23 protein-coding genes are annotated in these 25,345 nt (G+C 45.7%); 13 read left to right on the forward strand and 10 right to left on the reverse strand.

Features of this window, described 5'->3' with window-relative positions; genetic code table 11:
- Positions 1–155 precede the first annotated feature (155 nt).
- Positions 156–521, reverse strand: a complete 366-nt coding sequence (locus QT987_RS19260; RefSeq protein ID WP_333242998.1) for a phage holin family protein — start codon at positions 519–521, stop codon at positions 156–158.
- A 21-nt stretch (positions 522–542) separates the two neighbouring features.
- Positions 543–1,634 (reverse strand): redox-regulated ATPase YchF, encoded by a 1,092-nt coding sequence (gene ychF / locus QT987_RS19265; protein WP_333243001.1) that lies wholly within the window; start codon positions 1,632–1,634, stop codon positions 543–545.
- Between the two features lie 121 nt (positions 1,635–1,755).
- Between ychF and QT987_RS19270 the strand changes: the two genes are divergently transcribed.
- Positions 1,756–2,115, forward strand: coding sequence for a hypothetical protein (locus QT987_RS19270; protein WP_333243004.1), 360 nt, complete (start codon positions 1,756–1,758; stop codon positions 2,113–2,115).
- Positions 2,116–2,252: 137 nt separating this feature from the next.
- On the opposite strand, the gene QT987_RS19275 is transcribed toward QT987_RS19270, so the two are convergent.
- The gene (locus QT987_RS19275; RefSeq protein WP_333205858.1) at positions 2,253–2,501 is read right to left on the reverse strand and encodes a gamma-aminobutyric acid A receptor, epsilon-like protein; all 249 of its coding nucleotides are present in this window, start codon (positions 2,499–2,501) and stop codon (positions 2,253–2,255) included.
- A 358-nt stretch (positions 2,502–2,859) separates the two neighbouring features.
- Here QT987_RS19275 and QT987_RS19280 point away from each other — a divergent pair, with 358 nt between their 5' ends.
- Complete coding sequence (locus QT987_RS19280; RefSeq protein ID WP_333243007.1) at positions 2,860–4,422, forward strand: aminotransferase class I/II-fold pyridoxal phosphate-dependent enzyme; 1,563 nt, start codon at positions 2,860–2,862, stop codon at positions 4,420–4,422.
- Positions 4,423–4,430: 8 nt separating this feature from the next.
- On the opposite strand, the gene QT987_RS19285 is transcribed toward QT987_RS19280, so the two are convergent.
- Positions 4,431–5,642, reverse strand: coding sequence for an RNA-guided endonuclease TnpB family protein (locus QT987_RS19285; RefSeq protein ID WP_333243009.1), 1,212 nt, complete (start codon positions 5,640–5,642; stop codon positions 4,431–4,433).
- A 296-nt stretch (positions 5,643–5,938) separates the two neighbouring features.
- Here QT987_RS19285 and cbiT point away from each other — a divergent pair, with 296 nt between their 5' ends.
- On the forward strand, positions 5,939–6,532 hold the full coding sequence (cbiT, locus tag QT987_RS19290) for a precorrin-6Y C5,15-methyltransferase subunit CbiT (protein WP_190659397.1): 594 nt from the start codon (positions 5,939–5,941) through the stop codon (positions 6,530–6,532).
- Positions 6,533–6,867: 335 nt separating this feature from the next.
- Positions 6,868–7,785: a phosphatidate cytidylyltransferase gene (locus QT987_RS19295; protein ID WP_333243012.1), complete on the forward strand. Its 918-nt coding sequence runs from the start codon at positions 6,868–6,870 to the stop codon at positions 7,783–7,785.
- Between the two features lie 146 nt (positions 7,786–7,931).
- Here QT987_RS19295 and QT987_RS19300 read toward each other — a convergent pair whose 3' ends face one another.
- Positions 7,932–8,795, reverse strand: a complete 864-nt coding sequence (locus QT987_RS19300) for a DUF2993 domain-containing protein (RefSeq protein WP_333243015.1) — start codon at positions 8,793–8,795, stop codon at positions 7,932–7,934.
- 546 nt (positions 8,796–9,341) lie between these two features.
- On the opposite strand from QT987_RS19300, the gene QT987_RS19305 reads away from it, so the two are divergent.
- A complete protein-coding gene (locus QT987_RS19305; protein ID WP_333243108.1) occupies positions 9,342–10,136 on the forward strand; it encodes a pseudouridine synthase in 795 nt (264 codons plus the stop codon).
- Positions 10,133–11,014 carry a RodZ domain-containing protein gene (locus QT987_RS19310; RefSeq protein ID WP_333243018.1) on the forward strand — a complete coding sequence of 294 codons (882 nt, stop codon included), beginning with the start codon at positions 10,133–10,135 and terminating at the stop codon, positions 11,012–11,014. Before QT987_RS19305 ends, QT987_RS19310 begins: the two co-directional genes overlap by 4 nt.
- Before the next feature lie 519 nt (positions 11,015–11,533).
- Here QT987_RS19310 and malQ read toward each other — a convergent pair.
- The 4 genes from malQ to QT987_RS19330 all read right to left on the reverse strand — a co-directional run bounded on the left by malQ (position 11,534) and on the right by QT987_RS19330 (position 16,431).
- Complete coding sequence (gene malQ / locus QT987_RS19315) at positions 11,534–13,042, reverse strand: 4-alpha-glucanotransferase (protein WP_333243021.1); 1,509 nt, start codon at positions 13,040–13,042, stop codon at positions 11,534–11,536.
- 464 nt (positions 13,043–13,506) lie between these two features.
- Positions 13,507–13,632 carry a photosystem II protein Y gene (locus QT987_RS19320; protein ID WP_333105443.1) on the reverse strand — a complete coding sequence of 42 codons (126 nt, stop codon included), beginning with the start codon at positions 13,630–13,632 and terminating at the stop codon, positions 13,507–13,509.
- Between the two features lie 175 nt (positions 13,633–13,807).
- Positions 13,808–14,566 carry a MinD/ParA family protein gene (locus tag QT987_RS19325; protein ID WP_333205872.1) on the reverse strand — a complete coding sequence of 253 codons (759 nt, stop codon included), beginning with the start codon at positions 14,564–14,566 and terminating at the stop codon, positions 13,808–13,810.
- Between the two features lie 74 nt (positions 14,567–14,640).
- Entirely contained in the window at positions 14,641–16,431 is a 1,791-nt protein-coding gene (locus QT987_RS19330; RefSeq protein WP_333243024.1) for a CHASE2 domain-containing protein, read from the reverse strand.
- Positions 16,432–16,767: 336 nt separating this feature from the next.
- Between QT987_RS19330 and QT987_RS19335 the strand changes: the two genes are divergently transcribed.
- From QT987_RS19335 to QT987_RS19355, 5 genes are all read left to right on the forward strand, one after another.
- On the forward strand, positions 16,768–17,508 hold the full coding sequence (locus QT987_RS19335) for a DUF928 domain-containing protein (RefSeq protein ID WP_333243027.1): 741 nt from the start codon (positions 16,768–16,770) through the stop codon (positions 17,506–17,508).
- A 282-nt stretch (positions 17,509–17,790) separates the two neighbouring features.
- Positions 17,791–18,525 carry a DUF928 domain-containing protein gene (locus QT987_RS19340; protein WP_333243029.1) on the forward strand — a complete coding sequence of 245 codons (735 nt, stop codon included), beginning with the start codon at positions 17,791–17,793 and terminating at the stop codon, positions 18,523–18,525.
- A gap of 230 nt (positions 18,526–18,755) precedes the next feature.
- Entirely contained in the window at positions 18,756–19,550 is a 795-nt protein-coding gene (locus QT987_RS19345) for an HAD family hydrolase (RefSeq protein WP_333243032.1), read from the forward strand.
- A 401-nt stretch (positions 19,551–19,951) separates the two neighbouring features.
- Positions 19,952–21,169, forward strand: coding sequence for a DNA double-strand break repair nuclease NurA (locus QT987_RS19350; protein WP_333243035.1), 1,218 nt, complete (start codon positions 19,952–19,954; stop codon positions 21,167–21,169).
- Positions 21,170–21,310: 141 nt separating this feature from the next.
- Positions 21,311–21,529, forward strand: a complete 219-nt coding sequence (locus tag QT987_RS19355; protein WP_333053030.1) for a hypothetical protein — start codon at positions 21,311–21,313, stop codon at positions 21,527–21,529.
- Positions 21,530–21,806: 277 nt separating this feature from the next.
- On the opposite strand, the gene QT987_RS19360 is transcribed toward QT987_RS19355, so the two are convergent.
- Positions 21,807–23,861, reverse strand: coding sequence for an ABC transporter ATP-binding protein (locus QT987_RS19360; protein WP_333243110.1), 2,055 nt, complete (start codon positions 23,859–23,861; stop codon positions 21,807–21,809).
- Between the two features lie 152 nt (positions 23,862–24,013).
- Here QT987_RS19360 and QT987_RS19365 point away from each other — a divergent pair, with 152 nt between their 5' ends.
- Complete coding sequence (locus QT987_RS19365; RefSeq protein ID WP_333243038.1) at positions 24,014–24,592, forward strand: GNAT family N-acetyltransferase; 579 nt, start codon at positions 24,014–24,016, stop codon at positions 24,590–24,592.
- Positions 24,593–24,903: 311 nt separating this feature from the next.
- The gene (locus QT987_RS19370; protein ID WP_333243041.1) at positions 24,904–25,191 is read left to right on the forward strand and encodes a hypothetical protein; all 288 of its coding nucleotides are present in this window, start codon (positions 24,904–24,906) and stop codon (positions 25,189–25,191) included.
- Positions 25,192–25,345: the final 154 nt, after the last annotated feature.

Consider the following 25,345-nt stretch of genomic DNA (forward strand, 5'->3'; position numbering starts at 1 on the left):
CGCCTGAGTGACAGCTCGATCGCCTGAGTGACAGCTCGGTCGCCTGACTGACTCTTTTAAGATACAAGGGGCGGGTTTCACCCGAAATATTTGCTATAACTAACAGGATGAATAAACCCGCCCCTTCCTTCTTCCGCCCAGCGCGTTACCCGGCTCTACCTTACACTAGGCAGAGTCCGCAACAGCTCATAGAGCAAAGAGTTGATAAAACCGAGGGCGATAGCCCCCAGCAAAGCACTCCAAATTCCCCACCGCAAGCGAAATCCTTCGACTAGCCAAGCCGCCAATCCAAAGATAATGGCGTTGATAACAATTATCCACAAACCAAAAGTTACCAACACCAAAGGAAAACCCAAAACCACAAAAAGCGGCCGCACCAAAGCATTCAGCAATCCAAAAACCGCCGCCGAAATCATCGCTTTTCCAAAAGTGTCAATATCCACCCCGATGGGCAACTTGGAAATGATAAAAAAGCTCACGGAAGTAACTAGCCAAGCAATTACCAGCGAAATAATATCCATGTGCCAATCTCCTTAAAAAAGCTAAACATTAAATCGGAACAACAGCACATCCCCCTCTTGTACAACATACTCTTTACCTTCACTGCGAACTAAGCCTTTTTCCTTAGCCGCATTCATCGCGCCCGTAGCAACCAAATCTTCATATGCTACAGTTTCGGCCCGGATGAAACCCCGTTCAAAGTCCGAGTGAATCACCCCCGCAGCTTGCGGTGCTAACATTCCGGCGATAATTGTCCAAGCGCGAGTTTCCTTCGGCCCGCTAGTAAAATAAGTCCGCAAACCCAATAATTCGTAAGTAGCTCGAATCAGAGATTTCAAGCCACCTTCTTTGACCCCCAGAGATTCTAGGAAATCCGTTCGTTCTTCCTCAGATAACTCCACCAATTCTGACTCAACTTGCGCCGAAACAATAACAACCTTAGCATTTTCTTTAGCTGCTACTTCCCGCACTTGTTCGACATAGCTATTTCCTGTTGCTAAGTCGTCATCAGATACGTTAGCAGCATAGATAATTGGTTTGTTGGTCAGTAATTCCAAACCTTTAACTAATTCAGATTCTTCATCTGTGAAATTGTACTGCCGTGCTGGTTTCCCGGCATTCAAAACTGCGACCAATTTTTCGAGTACATCCACTTCTGCCTGAGCTTCCTTATTGTTGCGGGCTAGCTTGCGAGTGCGATCGAGCCTGCGTTCAATTTGAGCTAAGTCTGCTAAAATTAATTCGAGATTGATAATGTCAATATCTCGCTGGGGATCGACAGAACCGGCAACGTGAATAATATCATCATTGTCAAAACAGCGGACAACGTGGACGATCGCATCCACAGCCCGAATGTGAGACAAAAACTGATTTCCTAATCCTTCCCCCTGACTCGCCCCCTTCACCAAACCCGCAATATCCACAAATTCCATCCGCGTCGGCACAGTTTGCGCGGAATTGGAAATATTGCTCAGCACCTTCAACCGTTCGTCTGGCACTGCCACGATACCCGTATTTGGCTCGATCGTACAGAAAGGAAAATTAGCAGCAGTCGCCTTGGCATTAGCAACCAGAGCATTAAACAAGGTAGATTTGCCAACATTAGGCAGTCCGACAATTCCGGCAGTAAGCATAGCTATTTAGAAACATATCACTGTTTCAAAATATCATAAGCAATAGCAATATATATGACTTGTGTGTTTTAACTTCCACTGCTAAGCTTGAGTAAATATACAACTTAAGGTAGATGGCTCAATGGTTAACCGATGGTTAAGCAAAGTGACGATCGCTGCGGTGCTCTCGCTGCCTCTGTTAGGACTCACAGCAGCTAGCGTTTTCGCTGAGAGGGTCAAACTTTCGGTGATTAACAACAGCGGCAAGACGATGACAGTCCTCCAGTCGAGTAATTCCGACGATGATTGGGGAGAAAACCTGTTAGACGGTCCGCTTGCCGATCGGGGCACTGTCCCTTTTGAATTTGATTCAGCTGAGTACGAGGATGATATCTCGGATGGCTGTGTTTTTGATATCATGGCCACATACTCTGACGGCACACAGTCTGATTTGCGTGGTATTAACTTTTGTACAGCGCCGTCGATCAACTTCAGTAAGTAGTTAATCGATAATTTAGGCAAAAACCGAGTTTTTTCAAGTCTGATATTCCACAAAAATATTGGGGACTTTGGGGAAACTCGGTTTTTGCGATCGGCCTGACAAACAATCTTAAATTTCGCGATCGACTAAAACATAATTTAAACAGGTTCAGGGATTGTCTGAGGAATAGGTTCCGGCACTGTTTGAGGAATCGGAGAGGGTACAGTTTCCGGCACCGGTTCGGGAATTGGCTGCGGAATTGGCGCAGGTACGGGTTCCGGTACGAAGCCGGGAATCGGTTCGGGTACGGGGCCCGGCACTGGTGGCGATGCGGGTATAGTCGGCAGCCCCGGTTCGGTACTGGGAATCTGGGGGCCTGGAAACGGACTAGGGTTGGGAAAAATCATGTTAGTGTTTGGCTCGCTAATAGAGATGTTCCAAAAACATTTGGTCGCCACTTCTAGCTATATTTTTCAACAAAAATAACTGAGTTGTGGTATTGTTTTATCTCATAATTTTAAACTCAAGATTGCGACGGACACATCTATCTAAATAGCTATAATTAACTATTAAGTCAGCATAAAATTATACCTTTGGCATTAAACTAAGTAAGTGGTTACAAATAAACATTAGATGGGGAGGGCGCGTGAGTACAGCAAGAAACTGCCTGAGAGTAAAGGTACTCGATCAACCCGTCCCTACAAGATATTATGGTTTTTTCATATCGCTCTACTTAGATATCAAATACAGCAATCAAGATTAAGCGTGTCACCAGCAAACTCTCAACAACAAACGCCCCTATTAGATGCTTTGCGCGATCGCACAAATCATCCGCACGCCCCATTCTACGCCCCCGGACATAAACGCGGACAAGGAATCTCTCAACCCCTAATTGACTTATTCGGTGCGGCAGTATTTCGATCGGATTTGCCCGAATTGCCAGAATTAGATAATCTCTTTAACCCAGAAAGTGCAATTGCCGAAGCTCAAGACTTAGCCGCCGCAGCATTTGGAGCTCAATCAACTCGGTTTTTGGCTAACGGTTCAACTTGCGGAATAATCGCCGCCATCTTAGCAACTTGCGGCCCAGGAGATAAAATTATCCTACCTCGAAATATCCACTCCTCGGCGATTTCTGGTTTAATTTTATCGGGTGCAATTCCGATTTTTGTCAATCCAGAGTACAACTCGGATTGGGATATTGCCAACAGCATCACCCCAGAAGCCACAGCCTTCGCATTAGAACAACATCCCGACGCCAAAGCAGTAATGATGGTTTACCCAACCTATCACGGTGTCTGCGGGGATTTGCGGGCGATCGCCCAAATTACCCATCAATACAATATACCGTTATTAGTAGATGAAGCCCACGGCGCGCACTTTAACTTTCATCCAAACTTGCCAGAACCGGCACTATCAGCAGGTGCCGATTTAACAGTACAATCAATCCACAAAACCCTCGGTGCAATGACACAAGCATCGATGCTTCACGTCAAGGGTGATCGCATAGATATCCAAAAAATAAATAAAGCATTGCAGCTAGTACAATCCACCAGCCCCAGCTACTTATTATTAGCATCCCTAGACGCAGCCCGCCAACAAATCGCACTCCACGGCAAAGAGTTAATGGCGCAGACTTTACAGCTAGCAGAAAAAGCGCGATCGCGCATCAGTCAAATTCCCGGCTTATCAGTTTTAGAACCATTAAATACTCCGGGTTTTGCAGCATTAGACCGCACCAGGCTAACAGTAAAAGTATCAGATTTAGGAATCACAGGATTTGCCGCCGATGAAATTTTGCACTCTCAACTCGGCGTCACGGCAGAATTACCAATGGCCAGACATTTAACATTTATTATCAGCTTGGGAAATACAGAATTAGATATTGACAATTTAGTTAAAGCTTGTACTCTTTTAGAAGGAAGAAGGAAGAAGGAAGAAGGAAGTTCGGCAACGAGCACTGTACAAGATGTAACGGATGTCAGGAAGAAAGAAGAAGTCCGAGAGAAGAAGTCCGAGAGAAGAAGTCCGATGTCCGATGGAAGATTTGCCCACTCTCCCACTCTCCCACTCTCCCACTCTCCCCCTCTCCTCTCCCCCCGCGAGGCTTTCTTTTTTCCAGCGGAAACAGTACCAGCAGACAAAGCAGTCGATCGACTCAGTGCCGAACTCATCTGTCCCTACCCCCCAGGAATACCAGTCCTGATGCCCGGTGAAATCATTACCCCAGAAGCCGTTGACTACCTGCAACAAATCCTGGCCGCCGGCGGAAAAATCACAGGTTGTAGCGATCCCGGCCTCCAAACTCTCAAGGTTGTGCGACAGTAAATAGTGAACTACCCACCAGCAATCGGAGTACCGATATACTGGGGGCTTCCAACTTCACGGGGGATTGCGCCCGACAAAACCGAAGGCTTGCCACCACGACTTACATCCCCTCCATTGGCAGAAGCACTGGTTCCCAATGCCCAAATCCGCAAGGCTTCATCCCTGATATTTTTTGCTGCATTGATGTCTCTATCGTTGCAGCTACCACATTTAGGGCAATTCCAATGGCGAACGTCTAAAGGCATGGACGATACTTTATGGAGACAATTATTGCAAGTTTTAGAACTAGGAAAGAATCGATCGATCTCGATATAGAGTTTCCCGACTTTCTCAGCTTTATACTTGAGCATTGTCCCAAACATCCCCCATCCAGCATCGCTAATTGCTTTTGCTAGGCAGTGATTTCGTATCATGCCCTTTACGTTGAGATTTTCTACTGCGATAACTTGGTTTTTGTTGACTATCTTGCGGGATAGCTTGTGCAGGAAATCTTCGCGCACTCTTTTAACTTTAGAGTGAACTTTAGCCACTAATTTTCTAGCTTTATTTCTCCTGTTACTACCTTTTTGTTTGCGGCTGAGTTTCTGCTGTTTCCGCTTCAAATTGCGGCTATGCTTCTTGAGATGTCTGGGATTGGCATATTTACTACCATCGCTGGTCACGCAAAAATCTCTCAGCCCAACATCCAAGCCAATAGCTTTACCATCAGCATTCCCTTCAGGTGTTTCTTGCCCATCATCAACTAAGACAGAAGCATAGTATTTGCCGTCGGTATTTTGGGAGATAGTAACTGTTTTGATAGTACCTTCTATTGACCGATAAATACGACAATTGAGTTCACCAATGATGGGAAGCTTGATTATATTATCACCTAGCTTGACATTCTGAGGATAACTAATCGATTGCCTACCATGCTTTGATTTGAAACTAGGATAGCCCGCCCGTTTGTCAAAGAAGTTTTTGTAGGCAGTTGACAGGTTTAGAGCCACCACTTGTAAGCACTGAGAATAGGCTGACTTTAGCCAAGGATATTCCTTTTTGAGATGAGGAAGTAAACCTTGAATAGCACCTCTTGTCAAGCCCTTTCCAGTAGTTTTATAGGTTTCTTTGCACAGATTCAAGCTATAATTCCAGAACCATCTACAGCAACCAAAAGCACCAGCAAAATATATCTGCTGTTCGGCTGTGGGATAGATTCGGAGTTTATGAGCTTGGTACATTACCAGGAACTTAGGTTAGTGATAAATATCCTAACACGATGATTGGACAATGGTAAGGAATTTGCTCGTTTTCTCATGCCCCGCCTCATGCCGTCTAGGTACGAAGAGTCAGATTATTGGGCGGGGCAATCTTCAACTCGCTGGCCTTTCATCCCCCACTAAGCGGGTACGCTATAGTGGGGGAATTCCCGTCTGTCTTGTTAAGGCTTTGAGGAAATTGGCAGAATTTCTACTTCTTCCGCGAGTTCCAACTGCCGTCTTGCTTCAATCAAAAATCAAAAATCAAAAATATAACTATGCTTTGGCCCTACGTCACTCCAGGCATCCCGGATGACTTATTTGAACGTTTACCGGGCATTCCCATGAGTAAGCGAGAAGTCCGACTGCTGTTAATCTCCCACCTGCGGCTGCAAGCAGATTCAGTCGTGTGGGACATCGGTGCAGGTACTGGTACGATCGCCGTAGAAACAGGTTTGCTGTGTCCTAAAGGTCGGATTATTGCCGTTGAAAGGGACGAAGAAGTAGCAAGCTTGATTCGCAGAAATTGCGATCGATTCGAGCTCGACAACGTAGAAGTCATAGAAGGTAGTGCCCCGGAATGCCTGGAAAACCTGCCCCAACCCCCCCACCGAGTCTGCATCGAAGGAGGTCGCCCCATTAAAGCCATTCTCCAAGAAGTCTGGCGGTACTTGCAACCCCACGGTAGAGTTGTCGCCACAGCATCGAATTTAGAGAATCTTTACGCCCTTTCCGAAGGTTTCGCCGAGTTACAAGTCCGCAACATTGAAGTAGTCCAGTCCGCCGTCAACCGCTTGGAGACTCGCGGCCTCAGTCAAACCTTTGCCGCCGTCAATCCCATATTTATTCTCAGCGGCGAAAAGCTGGATTAGAAGTTAGTTGACAGTTGACAGTTAACTTTAACCTGGTTCCTCGGCACAGCCTGGGAATACATACCCAATGCCCCATGCCCTATGCCCTATGCCCATTCCTAAATGTAATTCTTAATCTTTTTTAAGTTCACTTAACCTTCATACTTAAGAATAGGGGCCACCATAGCTGGATTGACCGCCTGACTTGAGATATTGGATGACCGATGGGGGATGGGGGTTAGTTGTGCAAGGGATCAACTCGTGCTCTAGAAAAATCCCAAATCTCAAATCCAAAATCCAAAATCCAAAATCCAAAATCGAATGATCCACCGCCGTCTGCAAGAGAAATTCATTTTATGCCTTGGTCTCGTATCCTGAGTGGAATAGTTGCGATCGCCCTTGCTTTGGGAATGATTATTATGGGCGGATGGTACTTCACCGTCGGCTTTGGAGTCATCGTCTACCTAGGCCAATTGGAATATTTTCAATTAGCCAGGGCTAAAGGTATTGCACCCGCTGCCAAAACTACCTTAGCCGTCAGTCAAGGGCTATTAATTACTGCCGCCCTAGCACCGGAACTCGTAGATGCCATGTTCCCCTTAGCGGGAACCTTAATCTGTTTCTACCTGTTATTCCAACCTAAATTATCGACGATCGCCGATATTGCCTCCTCAGTTTTAGGATTGTTCTACGGCGGTTATTTGCCCAGCTATTGGGTACGGCTGCGAGTCGGCCTCGACCCAGCCAATCTTGCTACAACCCAATTTTCGCAAGCAGTAGCAAGCAATTTGCCCGTTAACATTTACTCGCCGCCGTCTTGGACAACTTCCAGCCATATATCTTTAGGATTGACTTCGCTGCTGCTGGCTTTCTTCTGCATCTGGGCCGCTGACATTGGGGCTTATTTTGTCGGCAAATTCTTCGGGCGCACTAGCCTATCCCACATCAGCCCCAAAAAAACCGTTGAAGGTGCCGTATTTGGAGTTTGCGGCAGCATCGCCGTGGCAGTCGCTGGTTCTTGGTATTTACACTGGCCGGGGTGGCAGTATACTGGGGCTGCTTTTGGTATGTTGATTGGGGTTGCTAGCCTGTTGGGAGATTTAACTGAGTCGATGATGAAGCGAGACGCCGGCGTTAAGGATTCGGGACAGTTGATCCCCGGTCACGGCGGCATTCTCGATCGCACCGACAGTTATGTTTTTACCGCACCGTTAGTCTACTATTTTGTCACTTTACTGTTGCCCGCGATCGACTCTTTTTTAATTAATCGGTAATTGGGAATTGGGAATTGGGAATTGGGAATTGGGAATTGGCCAAACAGGGCATTGGCCAAACAGGGCATTGGGTATGTATTCCCAGGATCTACCGAAGAACCAGGTTAAAGCCAACAGCCAACAGTCAACAGTCAACTGTCAACTAACTAAGGCAAAACTCTAATTCCCCCCCGACAAACAATCTCCCCCGGACTCAAAATCAATTCTTCTATCTCAACTTCCGGCCCAAAATCAATTTTAAAACCATTGAAATCACTGCTCTTTAATTCTCCATCCATTTCGATTTCTGGTGCTTCAAACATCAACTCGCGACCGCTGGCTATCCGCAAACCAGTCCGCAATACCAAAGGAATTTTCCTACCGCCAGCGCGCAAAATTGTCGCCGAAAGCGTTAACAAACCCGCCTCAATTGCAATCTGCGAATTTTGCAACTTCAGCGACTTTTCCCTATCTGTTAGTGGCAGCATTGGCAGCAAAAATTCGCTTAAAGCATCAGCCAGCAAAGGCGCTTTCAGCGACGCATTCAAATCCGCTTGGCTGACCCTCAAAACGCCTGTCACGGGAACGGATTCCAGGAGGCGCAGGGGTTGGCCTTTGAGAGCTTGACCGAGGTTGATGCGAATGCCACAGCCCTCTATGGCAACGTCAGTTAGGTGTAGTCCTTTATACACAGCACCGATCGCTGCCGCCGTGACTTTGGGGATCGCACCGCTGAAGATTTGTCGATCGCTCCCCTCAATTTTCACCTTCAACTCGTCCACATGCTGAACTTGCGATCGCAGCCACAACTGCACCGCCGGAGACAGCACCGCGCTCGCGATCCGGCTGCCTTGACTCGGCGAAGCTCTCCCCGGTTCCTCGCCCAGATTAACAGTCTCACCAGAGCCAGCAGCGCCATCTCTATTGTCAAATTGAAGAGAGTTTCGATCGACAGTCATAAACAATTTCAGAATATAAACCTTAATATTCAAGCACAGAAATTTAACTAGAACTTGCACATCTGGACTCAAAAACCCGATTTCTGCACAGATGTACTGCTGTCAACCTTTGATTTTTCTTAGAAACAGGGTTGATGAAAACCAGTCAGATTAACTCCAAAACCAAGCAGAAATCTGGCATCAGCAACGCCAGAAGCAGAAAAATTCTCACCTTTCCCCCCTTGGGATCTTTGGGTAGTTCACGAGTTGTGCGATCCCGATGAAAAATTCGCGATCGAGCGTATAAATTTAACCAGTAGTACGGAATTTATGGTAGTGTTGGTTTATGGTCGGGTCAGACCCACACCTTTCAAACCAGCCGCAAACCAACGGTGCAAACCTGTGCCTGCCGCGAGTCTTTTCGTCGTAGTTTTTGCACAGCATTCAGGGTAATGCCATCAGGACAATCTGCACCGGGCACAAGGACAATCTGCACTCTTGCCGGACGTCCTGTAATAATTGGTCAGCATTATAATTTATTCCCAACCAGGAATTGAGCATTGCTAGTACGGTTAATCAATTAACCGTGTCGTGTTTCCTCCCCACCGCTGGCTCGTTGGGGATTTCCACACTCCCGTCATGTCTGATGAAAGGCTGCAAAAAATCCTCGCCCAGTGGGGCATTGCCTCTCGCCGTCTTGCAGAACAGATGATTGTAGCTGGACGAGTCCGAGTTAATGGCAATATTGTTCACTTAGGAGAAAAAGCGAATCCCGATCGCGATCTCATCCAAGTCGATGGAGTCCCGGTGAAACCAACGGATAAACCCGCAAAGGTGTATCTGTTGCTCAACAAACCGGCAGGCGTAGTTTCTACTTGCAGCGATCCAAGATCCCGATCGAAAGTTCTCGACTTGCTGCCACCCCAACTGCGTTCGGGTCAAGGCATCCACCCCGTAGGACGCTTAGATGCAGATTCCACCGGCGCCCTCTTGCTCACCAATGATGGTAAGCTGACATTTTGTTTGACCCATCCGCGTCACTCGATCGCCAAAACTTATCAGGTTTGGGTGAGCGGCGATCCCCCGGAACCCATACTACAAACGTGGCGTCAGGGCATCATCTTGTCCGGCAGAAAAACTTTGCCCGCGAAAGTTAAAGTTATCGATCGCGCGCAAGACCAAACTCTGTTAGAAGTCATTCTATCAGAAGGCAGAAACCGACAGATTCGGCGAACAGCCGAGCTCTTGGGATATCCCGTGGTGCGCCTGCACCGCACAGCCATTGGCCCGATTCAATTGCAGCGGCCCGGTTCGCCAATATTGCCACCAGGCTGCTGCCGACCCCTAGAAGATGCGGAAATTATTTATTTATGGAATCTAGTCAACCTAACATCAATAAGCGTGCCAGTAAATTCCCAGGAGCACAGCATATGACAAAGAATTTATTGTTTTTATTCTTCAAAACCACTAAGCAGAAACTGCACTCCCAAGAGCCAGAACCAGCTCAGAAGAAGCTAGCGGAAATAGGAGCTAAACTCCGTCAGTACCGCGAACAGCAGTCGATTTGTTTGGACAAAGTAGCCGTGGTAACAATGATTCGGCGGAATCTGCTACAAGCAATCGAGGACGGTCAACTCGACCAACTTCCCGAACCCGTCTACACTCAGGGTTTGATCAAGCGCTACGCTGAAGCAATGGGTTTGGACGGAACTCAGTTTGCCGAATTTTTTCCGATCGAACCGCCGCCCCGATCGATAAGCAAGCTATCTTGGCAAGATGGGCCTCAGTTGCGGCCGATGCACCTCTACCTCTTTTACACATTTCTAATTATCTGTTCGGTCAATGTCTTATCTCAATTGATGAGCGGTTCTGTTACCGCAAAAAACGGTGCGGGAGCCGAAGAACTAGCGCTTGGGCAGCAAGAACAAGCTCGCGCCGCTGCTGAGGCATCAAGAGCCTCACAAAATCAGAAACCGGATAGTTACGAGGCTGTCGAAGCAGTAAGAACCGGTCAAAATTTAAATAAATCTGGCAATAAACCAGTAATGGTTAGCGTCACTTTTAAAGCAGAATCGTGGATGCAGGTTGAAGTCGATGGTAAAACAGAGTTTGAGGGAACTTTGCCGACCGGGACTGTTCGCACCTGGGGGGCTCAAAAGCAATTGGTAGTGGTAGCAGGTAACGCCGGCGGGGTAATGGTTGCTGTTAATAACGGACAAGCCGAACAACTCGGAGAGCCTGGAGTCGCTAAAGAAGTTGTTTTTAAAGCAAGCGAACTTAAGCCTTCAGCACCGCCCCAGAATGAAGGTTGAGTGTTAATGGGTAATTGTTAATGGGTAATAGGTAATAGCGGGCAGTCCATACATTTTAATTAGAATGTCCGTCTTGATGCACTCATTACCAATTACCAATTACCCATTCTATCAAACCCGGTTGCATCGGAATAGTCATATCCAGTCAACAGTCAATCGATTTTAGATTTTAGATTTTAGATTTTAGAATTGAAGCATTGACCCCACGGATAAATACGTTCGGCAAGTTTCATGGGATACAGGTTTTTTATTTCTGGACGGATGAATCCGGGGGCTTGTATCCTGGATGCTTTCGGTTAACAATCACGGATGGTGCAACCGGAATTGATAGAATTCATCTGCGTTAATCTGTGTTGCATCTGCCTGTATCTGCGGTCAAGAAAAGATAATTTCTGAACCGCCCCGGACAAGGGATTGACGCTGATTCACGCAGATAAAGAGAAGAGAGATAGGAATAATTCCGATGTTAACAGATTTGATATTACCCATTAACAATTACCAATTACCCCTTCCCGACAATCAATGTTTATTAGGAGCGCGCCCGGAGATGTAAGTCATAGTTTTTAGCCGATCGCGCACTTCCCAATTCACAGCTTCGGGCCGATACCGCCAGCCCCAATTTCCCTCTGGTTTCCCCGGAAAATTCATCCGCGCGTCAGTACCTAAACCCAACAAATCTTGAAACGGCACAATTGCCATATTAGCAACAGAAATCCAGCCCATGCGGATTAAAGACCAGTGAATTCCTTGGGGATCGATGCAGCCCAAATAACGCAAAACCTCGTCTCTTTCGTAGTTTTGCAGTTGATTGAACCATCCAACAGTCGTGTCGTTGTCGTGGGTGCCGGTGTAGACTACGGAGTTGCGATCGTAATTGAAAGGCAAAAAAGGATCGCCCGGACCAGCGCCAAAAGCAAACTGCAAAATCTTCATTCCTGGAAACTCGTATCGATCGCGCAAAGCTTCCACTTCTGGAGTAATTACCCCTAAATCCTCAGCGATAATCGGCAAGTTGCCAAACTTTTCGTTAATTACATCCAACAAAGCTGTTCCCGGCGCTTTAATCCACTCTCCCTCGATCGCAGTTTCTTGTCCGCGCTTCACCGCCCAGTAAGCGTCAAATCCTCGAAAGTGGTCGATCCGAGTCACGTCTACATAAGAGAAAATCGCTTCAAAACGCTGCACCCACCACTCGAAATTAGTTGCTTGCAACTTCTCCCAATTGTATACGGGGTTGCCCCACAATTGACCTGTTGCACTGAAGTAATCCGGGGGAACTCCGGCCATTAAAGCTGGTTCTCTGCTGGCTTCATCCAAGCAGAATAAGTGGGGATTCGACCACACATCCGCGCTGTCGTGAGCTACATAAATCGGAATGTCACCAATAATTTGAATGTGACGCTGGTTGGCATAGCGTTTCAACTCCGTCCACTGGCGGAAAAACTCAAATTGAACGTATTTGTAGTAATAAATCTCAGCATTTAGCTGCTGGCGCCACTTTTCTAGGGACTTGGGTTCTCGACGGGCAATTTCGGGTTCCCAATTGTTCCAGCTAACACCGCCAAAGTGATCCTTGAGTGCCATAAAGAAGGCATAATCTTCCAGCCAACTCTCTTTGCTTTCGCAAAAAGCTGAGAAGTCTCTTTGCTGCACCGGCGATGCTTTGGCTTTGAAGTTTTCGCAAGCTTTTTTGAGCAAAGACACTTTCAGGGCGATCGCCCGCTCGAAGTCTACATAATCCAGCGGAAATTCTGGCAAATTAGCGAAGTCTTCATCTGCGAGCAATTGATCGTTCCGCAGCAGTTCAGGGTTAATCAGCAGCGGATTTCCCGCCATTGCTGAATAGCATGAATAAGGAGAATTGCCGTATCCTGTCGGGCCCAGCGGCAATATCTGCCAGTATAGCTGGTCGCTCTCTACTAAAAAGTCAATAAAGCGATATGCTTCCATTCCCAAGTCCCCAATGCCAAATCGACTGGGAAAGGATGTGGGGTGGAGTAATATGCCGCTCGATCGGGGAAAAAGCATAATCTATCTAAAGATATAGGAATTTAACATTGACAATTTGACCTATCTTCCCTACCAGTTAAACTTCGCAGTTTTTAGGGCGATTTTCAGGGCAAATACTTTTGTGATTGTCTCATATTTTCTGCGATAACGTACTTACCAAATATTTTTATGGAACTCTACTCATAAATCCTCAGTAGAGTTCAAAACATCAAAATCCGAACTTACACGATCGCCCTGCTTTCACAGCTAGGTTTTTTTTACCCAGGATCGTTTGCTGCAACAAAGTATGTTGCTTGAGCCTAGTCGGTTTCTGCCTAACCTTTAAACTTAACTTTTTTTGGGTTTTTGCCCCATCTCTCTGCAGTCGTAAATTGCCCACAAAAAATCAGCCATCACTTAAGCAGAGCCCATGCACAAATCAGCCGGCTGTTTTGTATCTCAAAAAACAGCCGGCTGCGAAATTACTGGTGATAATGCTTAGTTCATGCTTGCTTGTTCAACATTTTCTGCACTTGTTTGAGAGCTATAGCGCCGACGTTGTAAGCCGCCCAGCCGCCCGCCAACAATACGGGCATCAATACTATTAGTATGCGGAAGTCAAAATCCATGAGTTCTCCTCCTAAAGTTTTTTAACAAATTCTCATAATCTATTTGTATCTCATTTTGTCGCCATTCTCCTGACTCTCTAAGCAAATATTCGGGATACGCAGGAGGACATCGCTCCCCAAGAATTGAGAGCGAAAGCGAAACTCCTGGGCGGGATCTCGGCATTCGCTGCACCAATTATCCCACAATCTGTTTGGCAATCCCTTCCACAACCTTAGTTAGAGGGTCGTTAGGGAAGTGCAGCGCAAACACCCCCTTGCTGGCGAGCAGCATCATCTGGTCGCTGTGGGGCAGTACCCCTGCCACTGGGATGTTGTAAATACTCTCTACTTGCTGCTTCAAATCCTCGAAATCCAGCGATTCTGGGGCTTTGTTAATCGTCATCAAAATCTTGGGAACTTCTAATTTGCGGGCCACATCTACCGTGACAGCAGTTCCCTGAAAATCTTGCTGATCCGGACGCAGAATCAGCAGCAGGATGTCGGAAATGGTGATGCTGAGGAGGGTTTCTTCGTTGAGCCCCGGGTGCGTGTCTATAAATAGGTAGTCTAAGTTCAAAACCTCGATCAGTTCTTGAAAGCCGTCGGTAAGCAGTCCCACATCGTAGCCTTCGCGCAAAACTCGCGCTATCTCCCCTGCTTTAATGCTCGAAGGAATCAGGTAGAGGCTGCCGTTACTGGCTAATTTTGGCAGCAGGGAACTCACATTGTAGGCCGTATCCGCGATCGGACATCGGCCCCACAGGTAATCGTTCAAGCAGCGATCCATATTGCTCTCGCTGAAACCGAACAGCACGTGAATCCCCGGCGATTGAATGTCTGTGTCCACAATGGCGACTCGATTTCCGCCGCGAGCGATAATAGATGCCAGGTTTGCTGTCGTGTTCGATTTGCCAGTTCCGCCCCGGTAAGAGTGGACAGAGATGATTTTGGACATGATCTGCGTATGAGGGTAAGAAACGGGGAGAACCCATTATGATGCAATTCTCGATGATACAGTCGAGTTGTCGGTCATTCTTCCTTGTCCCCCAAATCCTCCTTGTCTGCTAAACTATCAATTTTTTCATCTTTTATCATCTTTTGGCCGCCCCTGCGCTGCCGCATCTGTTTGGCTTTGGTTTGCAAATCGCTGAACTCGTCATCAGGTTTGGTTTCGGCTGAACTAGCACCGCCGCCCCCATTGATGGGGACACCTGTTTGAGAGCCGCTTTCCGATTCAGTCACGGCGGCGCGCTGCTTCTGCTGTTTGGCTTTTTCCTGCAACTGAGCTAAGTAATCGTCTGTCTGACTTTCGACCTTGGGAAGCTCTGGGGTAATGGCAATTATTTCTTGGGGTTCGGAAGATGCTTTTTCAGAGGTTTCTTGTTTGCTAATCCTCAGTTTATCTTTCTTTTGCTGCAATTCTTTAAAGAAATCAGATTCTGTGATTTCTGCGACTTGCTGTTCTTTTTTGGCTTGGTCTATTTCGATTTTGAAGACTTGTTTTACTCGATCGCTAATTGCTTTCCCGTATCCGGCTTTATTAAATCTCTCTGCTGATACAATGCTACCGCCAGTTACGATTAATGCTAAGGCTGGCGCTGCCACAGGCACCCACCCTCCCAACAGAAAAATCCCAAAGCCGATCGCGCAACACCCGGACAGCATTGCTCCGAATGTCACCGTCAACTTCGCTGGGTGAGCCATCCGCGATGCCAAGGTTCCTCCCACAATTGACCATGCCGAAATCCACAAGATTTCTGCCCATTCCGGCCAAAACCAAAACATCGGTCTGTTGTCTAAAACAGCACTCAGAATTTGGCTGACTACTTGTGCGTGTGCCACGATACCAGGCATGAATTGGTTGCTTTGCTGTCGCCCACTGTAAGGAGTATAAAATAAATCTTTAACGGTTTCTGTGGTGTAACCGATGAGAACTATTTTATCTTTAACTAAATTTGGGTCAACTTTCCCTTCTAAAACATCGGTAATTCTGACTTGGTTTGCGACTTGCCGCCTGGAACGATAGTTAATTAATATTTGATATCCCCTGACATCGGCATTTTTGTATCCTCCGTCATTGCTTGCTAGTTGTTTTAATTGAGTTTCTCCCAGCCATAAAGATTGATCTGGTGCCAGTTTGGGATAGATTTTTTGCCCTTGCAGGTAGCGGAGTGCTAGCTGGAGGTTGAAGGAATATAAAACTTGAGAATTGTCATTGCAAAGATGTTTTTGGGCAGAAGAGTTGCCCTCAATTTTCGGCGGTTTCATAAATAATAAAGCCCTGCGGAGTATGCCACCGGGATCGACTCCGAAATCTGCAAATCCCACCCGGTTTTGTGGCAGCCCCGGCGCAGGCGGAGAACCGGGATTGTCCGGGCTTCCGTCGGTGACTAAACATACCCCGATCGTTCGATCGCTTTTTTGTAAAAATTTAGTCAATTCCTCGCGCCCGTCTCCTAAAGGTACGTCTCGCAGTACATCTAAACCGATGACTGCCGGCTGCATTTTTTCCAGTTTTTGTAAGATTTCGGCTATTTTGCGATCGGATATTGGCCACTGATTCAGTTTCTGAATGTCTGCTTCGGTAATCCCCACAACTAGCAAACGCGAGTCTGGCTGTTCATCGGGACGCCACCTCACCATTTGGTCATAAGCGCTTAATTCTACTGGTTCGAGTATTCCTAGCTGTCTGGCTCCCATCAAGGATAATGTTACTGCCGCGCTGGCAATTAATACAGACTTAGCCAATGCTAGTGATGGTTTATACCTTTGACTCACTTGAGCCACTGCCGATCGAATTTTGTTAGATATTTTACTCATTATCCGAGCATAAAAGTTTGACTCGTTTCTGGAACAGCAGTTGTTTCACATTCCCCACCTGCCGGAGACTTCCTCCATCTTAGAACACTCGGAAACTCCGACCACTTTGTTACAAAAATTTACCTTACGTAGCGACCAACTGTATCCAATGATACTTCCGACCTAGGCAACCGGATTTTTCCGACAGAGAATCCACTTGCCGCTCGAATTAATTAATGTTATTGATGATATGTCAAGGTATAAATTGTGTATCTGCGCCCTCGACTAGCATCTCAAAAATATTTATCGCCATCAGCGAATGCCTGTGTTTGCAATTATAGTGAAAGGTACAACAAAATGAAATGTTTTCTACATCGGGCTACACTTGCCGTCGCCGTATCTGCGATCGCAGCTACCCTACCCAGTTCACTTGCACCGATGCGCGCACAATCCCAGCCGCTTCTGCTGAGTCAAAATGTTAATTTCCAGCCTCCCGATGTAACAGCCCCCGCCAACCGACAAGGAGGAACACATCGCGGCAACAAGCTTTGTCCAGCGGGTTTATCTATTACTCCTTTAGTACCTCCAACTAATATCGGTTTAACCCTAACAGAGTCTCCCACAATTTTTGTCTATGTTCCTCAAACCTCTGCAAAAATAGAGTTTACTGTGCTCAACGACAAGGAAGAGGAAGTCGTCTACGAAAAAACATTTAAACTAGACAAATCTGGGATTGTTGGAGTTACTATTCCTGCTACCGTGGACAACAACAAATCCCTTGAAGTTGGTAAGCGATACGTGTGGTCATTTTCGCTAGTTTGCGACCCCGAAGACCGAGCTGCGGATTTAGTTGTTAAAGGGTTCGTGCAGCGAATTGAACCGCAGGCAAATCTCAAGAGCGAGTTGGCAAATCCCGACCCCATGACTAGGCTCAACGTTTATGCTCAAAATGGGATTTGGTACGAAACTATCGCTACTTTAGCCCAAATGCGGCGCCAGACACCGGGGGATGTGAAGCTGACAGCCAAGTGGACGCAATTATTGCAGTCCCAAGGACTGGAATCAGTTGCAGCTCAACCACTGGTTGCGCCTCTTTAAATCTCGCTATTTCTTGAAGTTTTGTCGATCGGCCGATGGCGATGTGAAAATTGACCACGAATTTCAAAGGTGGTACCCGCCACGTGATTTATCCGTGGAATGAATCCAAAATCCAAAATCGAAAATCCTCAAGAAAGAGCATTTATCCGTGGGGTCGCCTCTAAAATCTAAAATCTAAAATCTAAAATCGATTGACAAATTCACTCGATCGCGCCCGGAGCTAAAACTCCGGGTTAACATTAGAGATGTACTCTATAAATATTTCTACAAGTTGGTGGAAAAATGAAACGTTTTATAAATTTTACTGCACTGGTGATGACTGTATTGGCGATCGCCGTTACTCTCCCCAGTTTGCTGACACCGATGCAGGCTGTGCCCGCACCAATCCTGCTGAGTCAGAATGTTAATTTCACACCTCCCGATGTAACAGCCCCCGACAATCGGCAAGGGGGAACGCATCGAGGCTGTAAGTTACGGGATGGTTTATTCATTACTCCCTTAGTACCTGAAAGCAATATTGGCTTAACGCTAACAGAGTCGCCAACATTTTTTGTATATGTTTCTCAACCGGCAGCTCAAGTAGAGTTTATTTTGCTAAACGCAGATGAATCCGAAGTAGTTTACGAAACTACTTTAAAAAATGACAAAGCCGGAATAGTTGGAGTTAACCTTTCTGAGAAAGACAAGACAAAAAAAATTGAGGTTGGTAAGCGATATGTGTGGTCGTTTGCCCTAGCCTGCGATCCTCTGGAGCGTTCTGGAGATTATATTGTTAAAGGATGGATGCAGCGAATTGAACCCCAGGCAAATCTCAAGAACGATTTGGCAAATCCCGACCCTATGGCTAAGGTGATTGCTTATGCTAGAAATGGGATTTGGTACGAGACTCTTGCTACTCTAGCCGAAATGCGACGCCTCGCACCCAATGATTCGCGGCTGACGACCGAGTGGACGCAATTGTTGCAGTCCCAAGGACTAGAATCGATCGCAGATCAACCGCTAGTTCAGTCTTTTTAATAACGACTCTTGACCAATCATTGCTGAGTGTTTGCATAGTCAATTCTTCAATTATTCAATCCAGTGACCGAAAGCAGCCAGGGTACAAGCCCCCGTTCTTATCCTGGTACAACCCAAAAATACTATCCGATAACCAGTCCCCGGATTCATCAGTGATATCGCTTTCTTCAATTCTCCAATTCTTCAATTCTTCAATCCAAAATCCAAAATCTAAAATCTAAAATCGATTGATGGCTAATAACTTTCCGACAATTCTAGCTCTTGATTTTGACGGTGTGATTTGTGACGGACTAATCGAATATTTCCAAACCGCTTGGCGTACCTACTGTCAAATCTGGAAACCCGTCGAAACAGTGCCCGATCCAGATTTAGCTTTGAGTTTTTACCGAGTGCGGCCCGCCATCGAAACTGGTTGGGAAATGCCGCTGCTGATCCGCGCACTACTGACAGGAATTTCCCCAGAGCAAATTTTGCTAGAGTGGCCGAATATAGTACCGTATTTGTTGACCGAAAATAATTTAAAAGCGCAGTCTGTCGGCGCTATGTTAGACGGATTGCGCGATAATTGGATTGCTGAGGATTTAGCGGGGTGGCTGTCTTTGCACCGCTTTTATCCAGGGGTTGCTGATCGCTTGCACTCGTTGCAGGAGAGGGGAGTGAAAGTGGCGATCGTCACTACAAAGGAAGGCCGTTTTGTGCGGGAACTTTTGCAACTAGCAGGCGTACAAATGCCGTCAGAGTTAATTTTTGGCAAGGAATACAACAAGCCAAAACACCAAATTTTGCGGGAATTTTTGGCTGCGTCTGGCAAAGATTCGACTATTTGGTTTGTGGAAGACAGGTTAAAAACTTTGCTGTCGGTGAAGCAGCAGCCGGATTTATCTCAGGTGAGGTTATTTTTGGCTGATTGGGGTTACAATACTTTGCCGGAACGGGAATCTGTGGCTCAAAATCCACCAGTTCAATTGCTTTCTCTGTCGCAGTTTGCCGGAGATTTTGCCGATTGGCTGCCGATCGACTGTTGATGTTAGATTTGTTTACAGTGGTGATTTTTTTCGCTTCTCAGAGTCAAAAAAAAATCACAAAAATTTACATCTTTTTTGTTGACTTTGGCGGCGTAGACATGGTATTTTAATATAATGGGATGGTGGCAAAAATATTATTTTTGTCACCATCCCATTATAAGATAAATATAACAGAAATTCCTCAAAAAAGCAAGCCGATCGACAAAAAAAAAGGTTTTTTTTTTCAGGTACTCTTGACATCAAAAACCTGGTTTTTTTACTATTTCTGGGGGCGGGTACGAAGTATTTTAGTTAATCAAACCGCGTATATCACAAAAAAACCAGATTCGGAACCAAAAATTTGAAAAGTGTTTTGATAATTTCTCAGCTTGAAAGCTTTCTAATATTGAGACTTAAAACCCATGCTCGATTTAACTAAAGCAGCCAAGGCAATGCAGGGAATGAGCCAACATTTGAATGTGGAAGCGGCTGCCGCTCGCCAACGTTTGGAAGTGGCTCAGAATTTGCTGGTAAAGGCTGCAGCGGAACAGGAAAAATTGGTGGAATTGCAAGAGAATTGGCGCGATCGCACTTTATTTAATGCTGCCACCCCGATCGAGCCCTTAGACGATCGCACCTACATCACCGCACCCCCCGCCTCTCACACAGTCTTTGCCACAGACGGATCGCAAATTTCCCCCAACCATCACGAAATAGCCTACTGCTACCTGCTAAACGTCGGCACAGTCATGCTACACTACGGCCAAAGTCGCCACCCAGTTTTAGACAGCGTACCCGAGGTTTTCTACAAACCCGAAGACTTGTACGGTTCGCGGCAGTGGGGAATTAGAACCGAAGAATGGATGGGATATCGGCGAGCAGTTTCCGAAGCAATTGCCTTAGCAGAAATGGGCTGCAATTGGGCAAAAGTTAACGACAATAAATTACCCGCGCCAGCTTTAGCAATGGTAGACGGTTCCCTGATTTATTGGTTTTTGGAACAGTTACCCAGCGAAGCGCGCGATCAAATTTTGCTGCCAATTTTAGAATCTTGGGACAAGTTGCGTTTAGCAGGAATTCCCCTTTTAGGATACTTAAGCGCTTCTCGCAGCAGCGAAAGCTTATCTTTTTTGCGGTTTGAAGCTTGCACCCACGAAGTACCCGACTGCATGACAAATTGCCCCAACGTCGGATTTGCCGCCACAATTTCTTTCGCCGAAAAAGCACCTTGTCAAGAATTTGAACCCTTGCGGGATGCCATATTGTGGGCAACAATCCTGTCACCGGGACAAAGAAGCCCTTTGTGGAAATCCCAAGCTCGAATTTTAGATTTGTACGGCATTAATTCCGTCTATTTCTGTTACGTTCACGTTGGCACAGAAATTGCTAGAATAGAAGTGCCGGAATGGGTAGCACAAGATACAGCACAGCTAGATTTAGCATTGGGAATGATGCTGGCTCAAGTACACAAAGGCGGCGGCTATCCGGTGACGCTAGCAGAAGCTCATAATCAAGCGGTAGTCACGGGGGGCGATCGAACTCGCTTTTTCGCTTTGTTAGAGCAGCAAATGATTAAAGCCGGCTTAAAAAATGTCGGAATTTCTTATAAGGAAACACGGAAGCGCGGCAGTATTGCTTAAAGTAATAAGTACAGTCCTGGACGCAGAAAGCGGGTTTTTTACGGAAATACTGAAATTGAGCTTTTAACACAGAGAAAAAACCCGCTTTCTTTGGTATTGATACGTAATTTATGTAGAGTTAAAATAGAGTTAAAATGTTATATGCCAATAGAAATAATTATCTTAATTGCTTCCTTACTTGTATCTTGGCTAGTCTTTAATTGGGCTTTTAAAGTATTGAAAGCCAGCATCGGGACAGCGATTGGTTTAGCAGCAATTGTGCTGGCGATGCAGTTATTGTTTGGCATCGGCCCAAATCAGCTTTTCCAACATATAATTCACTTGCCGGAAACCCTGGGGAAAATAATTTCAGGCAAGTGAGCCGATTTTAGATTTTAGATTTTAGATTCTTTTAGATACCCGACTTCTTCAAGAAGTCGGGTATCTGGGTATTCGGATAATTTTCCCTCTTATCGATAATTCATCCGTGTATCCGTGTCAAAATCCGTGTCGTGCTTTCCTTCATATACTCACATCTTGCACCATTCTCAAGAACAGGCTTTTCGGCCTGTTCCACAAAGAGTGAATTGTCTTGTGGAACAGGCCGAAAAGCCTGTTCATAAAAAGCTTATTGAGAAGGGTGCAACATCTCAGTATATTAACTTCCCAGCATTTGCAAATTGTACAAACTGGCATACAAACCTTCTAGCTGCAACAACTCTTCGTGGCTGCCAGACTCTACTAACTGCCCGCGTTTGAGCACTAAAATACGATCGACATTTCGGATAGTCGAGAGCCTGTGGGCAATAATTATCGCCGTTCTGTCCGCCATCAAACGCTCTAGAGCTTCTTGAATTAAAGCTTCCGTCCCCACATCCAAACTAGCAGTTGCCTCGTCTAGAACTAAAATACTGGGATTGCGAATAGCGGCGCGAGCAAACGCTAATAATTGCTTTTGTCCCCCCGAAAGATTGGTTCCCCGTTCCCGCAATTGCGTATCATAACCTTGAGGCAACTGTTCGATTAAACGGGCAACATTTGTCTTTTCTGCTGCTGCTTGAATTTCCTCAATCGAGTAACTTTCTCCCAGGCTGATATTGCTCTTCACGTCACCAGCAAATAGAAAGCCATCTTGGATAATCACGCCTATGTGCCTGCGTAACTCTGCTTGAGGCAAATCCCGAATATCGACATGATTAACCAGAATCCTTCCTCGGCTAGGTTCGTAAAGGCGGCACAGGAGACGGATAATTGAACTTTTGCCCGCACCGGTGGGGCCAACTAATGCTACTTTTTCGCCGGATTTGATGGTGAAATTGAGGTTTTGCAGCACATATTCGTCTTGTTTGTAAGCAAACCACACGTTGTCAAATTGGATTTCTCCCGATTCTGAATTCTGGGATTTGGCATTTTCTCCTCCCCTAAGCTTCGGGGGGTTGGGATTGTTAGGCACTAAACGATATTCTGAACTTGCTGGATTTTGATGATTATCTGCCAATTCTCGATCGAACGGAGACAAGTTGTAAGCCGTTGCCTCTGGATGTCCAGTTATCAACAACGGTGAATAACCTGCCCTTCTTCCTTCTTCCCTCTTCCCTCTGGCTTCAAACATCCGTGTATCCGTGTCAAAATCCGTGTTGTGCCCTTCCTTCTTCCCGCTAGTTGGATCTTTAATTTCGATCGGTTCGTTGAGAATATCGCTAATCCGTTCGACAGCGGTAAATCCTGCTTGAATTGCCGTGAATTTCTCCGCAAATTGCCGCAGCGGATCGAAGAGACGCTGAGCAAATAAAATGAATGCAGAGAGAGTACCGAAGTTAAGATTCCCGGCTAAAACCCTTTGACCCCCCATCCACAAAACGGCTGCAATCGCTACTAAAGCAATCCATTCTAATGTCGCAGATACGGCTGAGTCGTAAAATATAGTTTTGTCAACTGCTTTAATGTAGCGTTTATTTGTCACGCGAAACAATTGTGAGTTGAATCTTTCGCGGCGGAATAGCTGCACTACGCCAATACCAGTCAGGTTTTCTTGCAGTTGTGCGTTGAGTTCAGAAAGTTCTTCTCTGGTATTGTAATTTGCTATGCGATATTGGTACTGAAAATAAACTATGACAGCGGTAATTGGTATCATCATCAGCACCAACATTAAAGCTAGTTGCCACTGCATAGTAAACATGAAAATGGCAATTACTAAAATTGAAAATAAATCGCTGACAATGCCGATCGCCCCTGAAGAGAAAACCTCTCCCAAAGCTTCCACATCGCTGGTGAGGCGAGTCATCAGTTTACCGACAGGAGTGCGATCGAAAAATCTCACTGCTAGCGATGTGACGTGGGCGAACAAATCATTTCTAATATCTGTAGTAATTATTTGCCCTACTTTCGTGACTAAATAGCCTTGAAGTGATTGCAATGCTAATCTAAGTGTTATAGTTAGCATGAGCAAAACTGCCAAAACATTCAAGGCAGCAGATAAAGGCACTCCCCGCAAGAATTCGTAGGTAGGTTCCGAGCGAATTACCGAAATTGCCTGCCCGATGAGAATGGGTTGAATTGCTCCTGAGACTGCTAGCGGTACTAATAGTGCGATCGAAATAATCAGCAAGCGTTTGCTGCGGGTTGCGTAAGATGCCAACCTCATGAATAACCGCCAGTCTGTTTCCTGGCCGGATTTGTTTTTGGTGTCTGCTACTGGTGAGGAAATAGTCATTGATGGCAAAAACTGTACAAAATATCTAGTTAATAATTGTAACAAATAAAATAAATATTTGGCGATACTATCAGTAACAGGCAAGATGCCTGTTTCACAAAGAGTGTTTTCTTGTAACAGCAGGTTGGGTTTAGGAACGAAATCCAACCAAAATGTTTGTAGGCAGACAAAACTGGTATTATAATCTACTGGTAGAAGTTATATTTATTATGCAAGAGATAGAGACAGCCCGATTGTATCTGAGACAATTTACGCCAGACGACTTAGATGATCTGTACCGCATCTACAGCGATCCGGAAATAATGAAATACCTCACAGGAGTTAGAAGTAGAGAAGCAACAGAAATAGCCATTCATACCATGCTCAAACGTTGGGAAGAAAACAACTTTGGAATGTGGGCTGTAGTGCATAAAATAGACCGTAAAATGATTGGCCGCTGCGGACTTGGTTTTCTGGACAAAACACCGGAAATTGAGCTTGGCTATGCGCTAGACAAAGTTTATTGGAATCAAGGATTGGCGACAGAAGCATCTTTTGCTAGTCTAAACTATGGATTTGAAATATTACAGCTTGATAGAATAGTTGCGATCGCCCGCCCAGAAAATATCGCCTCCCAGCGGGTGATACAGAAAGTTGGCATGAAATATGAAAAAAATGCTCATTACTACGAAACAGATGTACTATATTACTCTATCTCGCGAGAAACCTACGAGTCAAAAGTAGTTTTGTAGGGTGTGCGTTGCACACCTTAAGTAGGTAGGCGCTGTAAAACGCAACTATGTAAACGATTGTAAAGTCTCCTTAGCCCTAAGCGTGGCTGACAGAGCAATGTTTACATACTGTTACATGGTTCAGTTTAATCCTGCCTACCTACTTACCACTGGCACACTATTTTGATATAGAAGGGGCATTGCCGAAAAGTAGGCAATATCAAGGGTTTTGGGGAGTGGGAGAGGCAAGCTTCTATTTCTGCTGATACAGCGATTTAAAGACATTCTGAATGCAAAGATTATAATTGTAATTTTCTCACAAGAGTTAATCAATGGTTGAACAAGATGATTGGATTGTAACTCCAGAGACATTGGCGTGCAGCAAGAATTTCTCACCCAAGGTTCTCGCTGAAGGTGCAGAGCTAATAAATAAGGCAAGGGAAAAATTTTGCAAAGATGGCTTTGTTCCCTTAAATATAGCGCAGAAGATGATGAAAGCCGAAGGAATTCAAAAACATTTAACCGTAAAAGGAACAGTATACGTGAGAAATATAGATTCTCACCAATGGTTCAGAATAGACAACGGGGTTATTCAACCCAGGGGATATATAGATATCTAAAATAAGTAGGTAGGCGCTGTAAAACGAAACTATGTAAACGATTGTAAAGTCTCCTTAGCCCTAAGCGTGGCTGACAGAGCAATGTTTACATACTGTTACATGGTTCAGTTTAATCCCGCCTACCTACTTACTGCATTTAAATTCCTCACATTGC

Origin of the sequence: Microcoleus sp. SVA1B4 (assembly GCF_036700545.1) — a bacterium.
GTDB lineage: Bacteria > Cyanobacteriota > Cyanobacteriia > Cyanobacteriales > Microcoleaceae > Microcoleus.

Bases quoted from the DNA above. Each gene is read 5' to 3' on its own strand.
- ychF (WP_333243001.1), bottom strand. From the start codon at position 1,634: ATGCTTACTGCCGGAATTGTCGGACTGCCTAATGTTGGCAAATCTACC.
- QT987_RS19310 (WP_333243018.1), top strand. From the start codon at position 10,133: ATGACAAAGAATTTATTGTTTTTATTCTTCAAAACCACTAAGCAGAAA.
- QT987_RS19345 (WP_333243032.1), top strand. From the start codon at position 18,756: ATGGCTAATAACTTTCCGACAATTCTAGCTCTTGATTTTGACGGTGTG.
- QT987_RS19295 (WP_333243012.1), top strand. From the start codon at position 6,868: ATGCCTTGGTCTCGTATCCTGAGTGGAATAGTTGCGATCGCCCTTGCT.
- QT987_RS19330 (WP_333243024.1), bottom strand. From the start codon at position 16,431: ATGAGTAAAATATCTAACAAAATTCGATCGGCAGTGGCTCAAGTGAGT.
- QT987_RS19305 (WP_333243108.1), top strand. From the start codon at position 9,342: ATGTCTGATGAAAGGCTGCAAAAAATCCTCGCCCAGTGGGGCATTGCC.
- QT987_RS19340 (WP_333243029.1), top strand. From the start codon at position 17,791: ATGAAACGTTTTATAAATTTTACTGCACTGGTGATGACTGTATTGGCG.
- QT987_RS19360 (WP_333243110.1), bottom strand. From the start codon at position 23,861: ATGACTATTTCCTCACCAGTAGCAGACACCAAAAACAAATCCGGCCAG.
- QT987_RS19325 (WP_333205872.1), bottom strand. From the start codon at position 14,566: ATGTCCAAAATCATCTCTGTCCACTCTTACCGGGGCGGAACTGGCAAA.
- QT987_RS19370 (WP_333243041.1), top strand. From the start codon at position 24,904: ATGGTTGAACAAGATGATTGGATTGTAACTCCAGAGACATTGGCGTGC.
- QT987_RS19270 (WP_333243004.1), top strand. From the start codon at position 1,756: ATGGTTAACCGATGGTTAAGCAAAGTGACGATCGCTGCGGTGCTCTCG.
- QT987_RS19350 (WP_333243035.1), top strand. From the start codon at position 19,952: ATGCTCGATTTAACTAAAGCAGCCAAGGCAATGCAGGGAATGAGCCAA.
- QT987_RS19320 (WP_333105443.1), bottom strand. From the start codon at position 13,632: ATGGATTTTGACTTCCGCATACTAATAGTATTGATGCCCGTATTGTTG.
- QT987_RS19335 (WP_333243027.1), top strand. From the start codon at position 16,768: ATGAAATGTTTTCTACATCGGGCTACACTTGCCGTCGCCGTATCTGCG.
- QT987_RS19260 (WP_333242998.1), bottom strand. From the start codon at position 521: ATGGATATTATTTCGCTGGTAATTGCTTGGCTAGTTACTTCCGTGAGC.
- QT987_RS19365 (WP_333243038.1), top strand. From the start codon at position 24,014: ATGTTTGTAGGCAGACAAAACTGGTATTATAATCTACTGGTAGAAGTT.
- QT987_RS19285 (WP_333243009.1), bottom strand. From the start codon at position 5,642: ATGTACCAAGCTCATAAACTCCGAATCTATCCCACAGCCGAACAGCAG.
- QT987_RS19355 (WP_333053030.1), top strand. From the start codon at position 21,311: ATGCCAATAGAAATAATTATCTTAATTGCTTCCTTACTTGTATCTTGG.
- malQ (WP_333243021.1), bottom strand. From the start codon at position 13,042: ATGCTTTTTCCCCGATCGAGCGGCATATTACTCCACCCCACATCCTTT.
- QT987_RS19275 (WP_333205858.1), bottom strand. From the start codon at position 2,501: ATGATTTTTCCCAACCCTAGTCCGTTTCCAGGCCCCCAGATTCCCAGT.
- cbiT (WP_190659397.1), top strand. From the start codon at position 5,939: ATGCTTTGGCCCTACGTCACTCCAGGCATCCCGGATGACTTATTTGAA.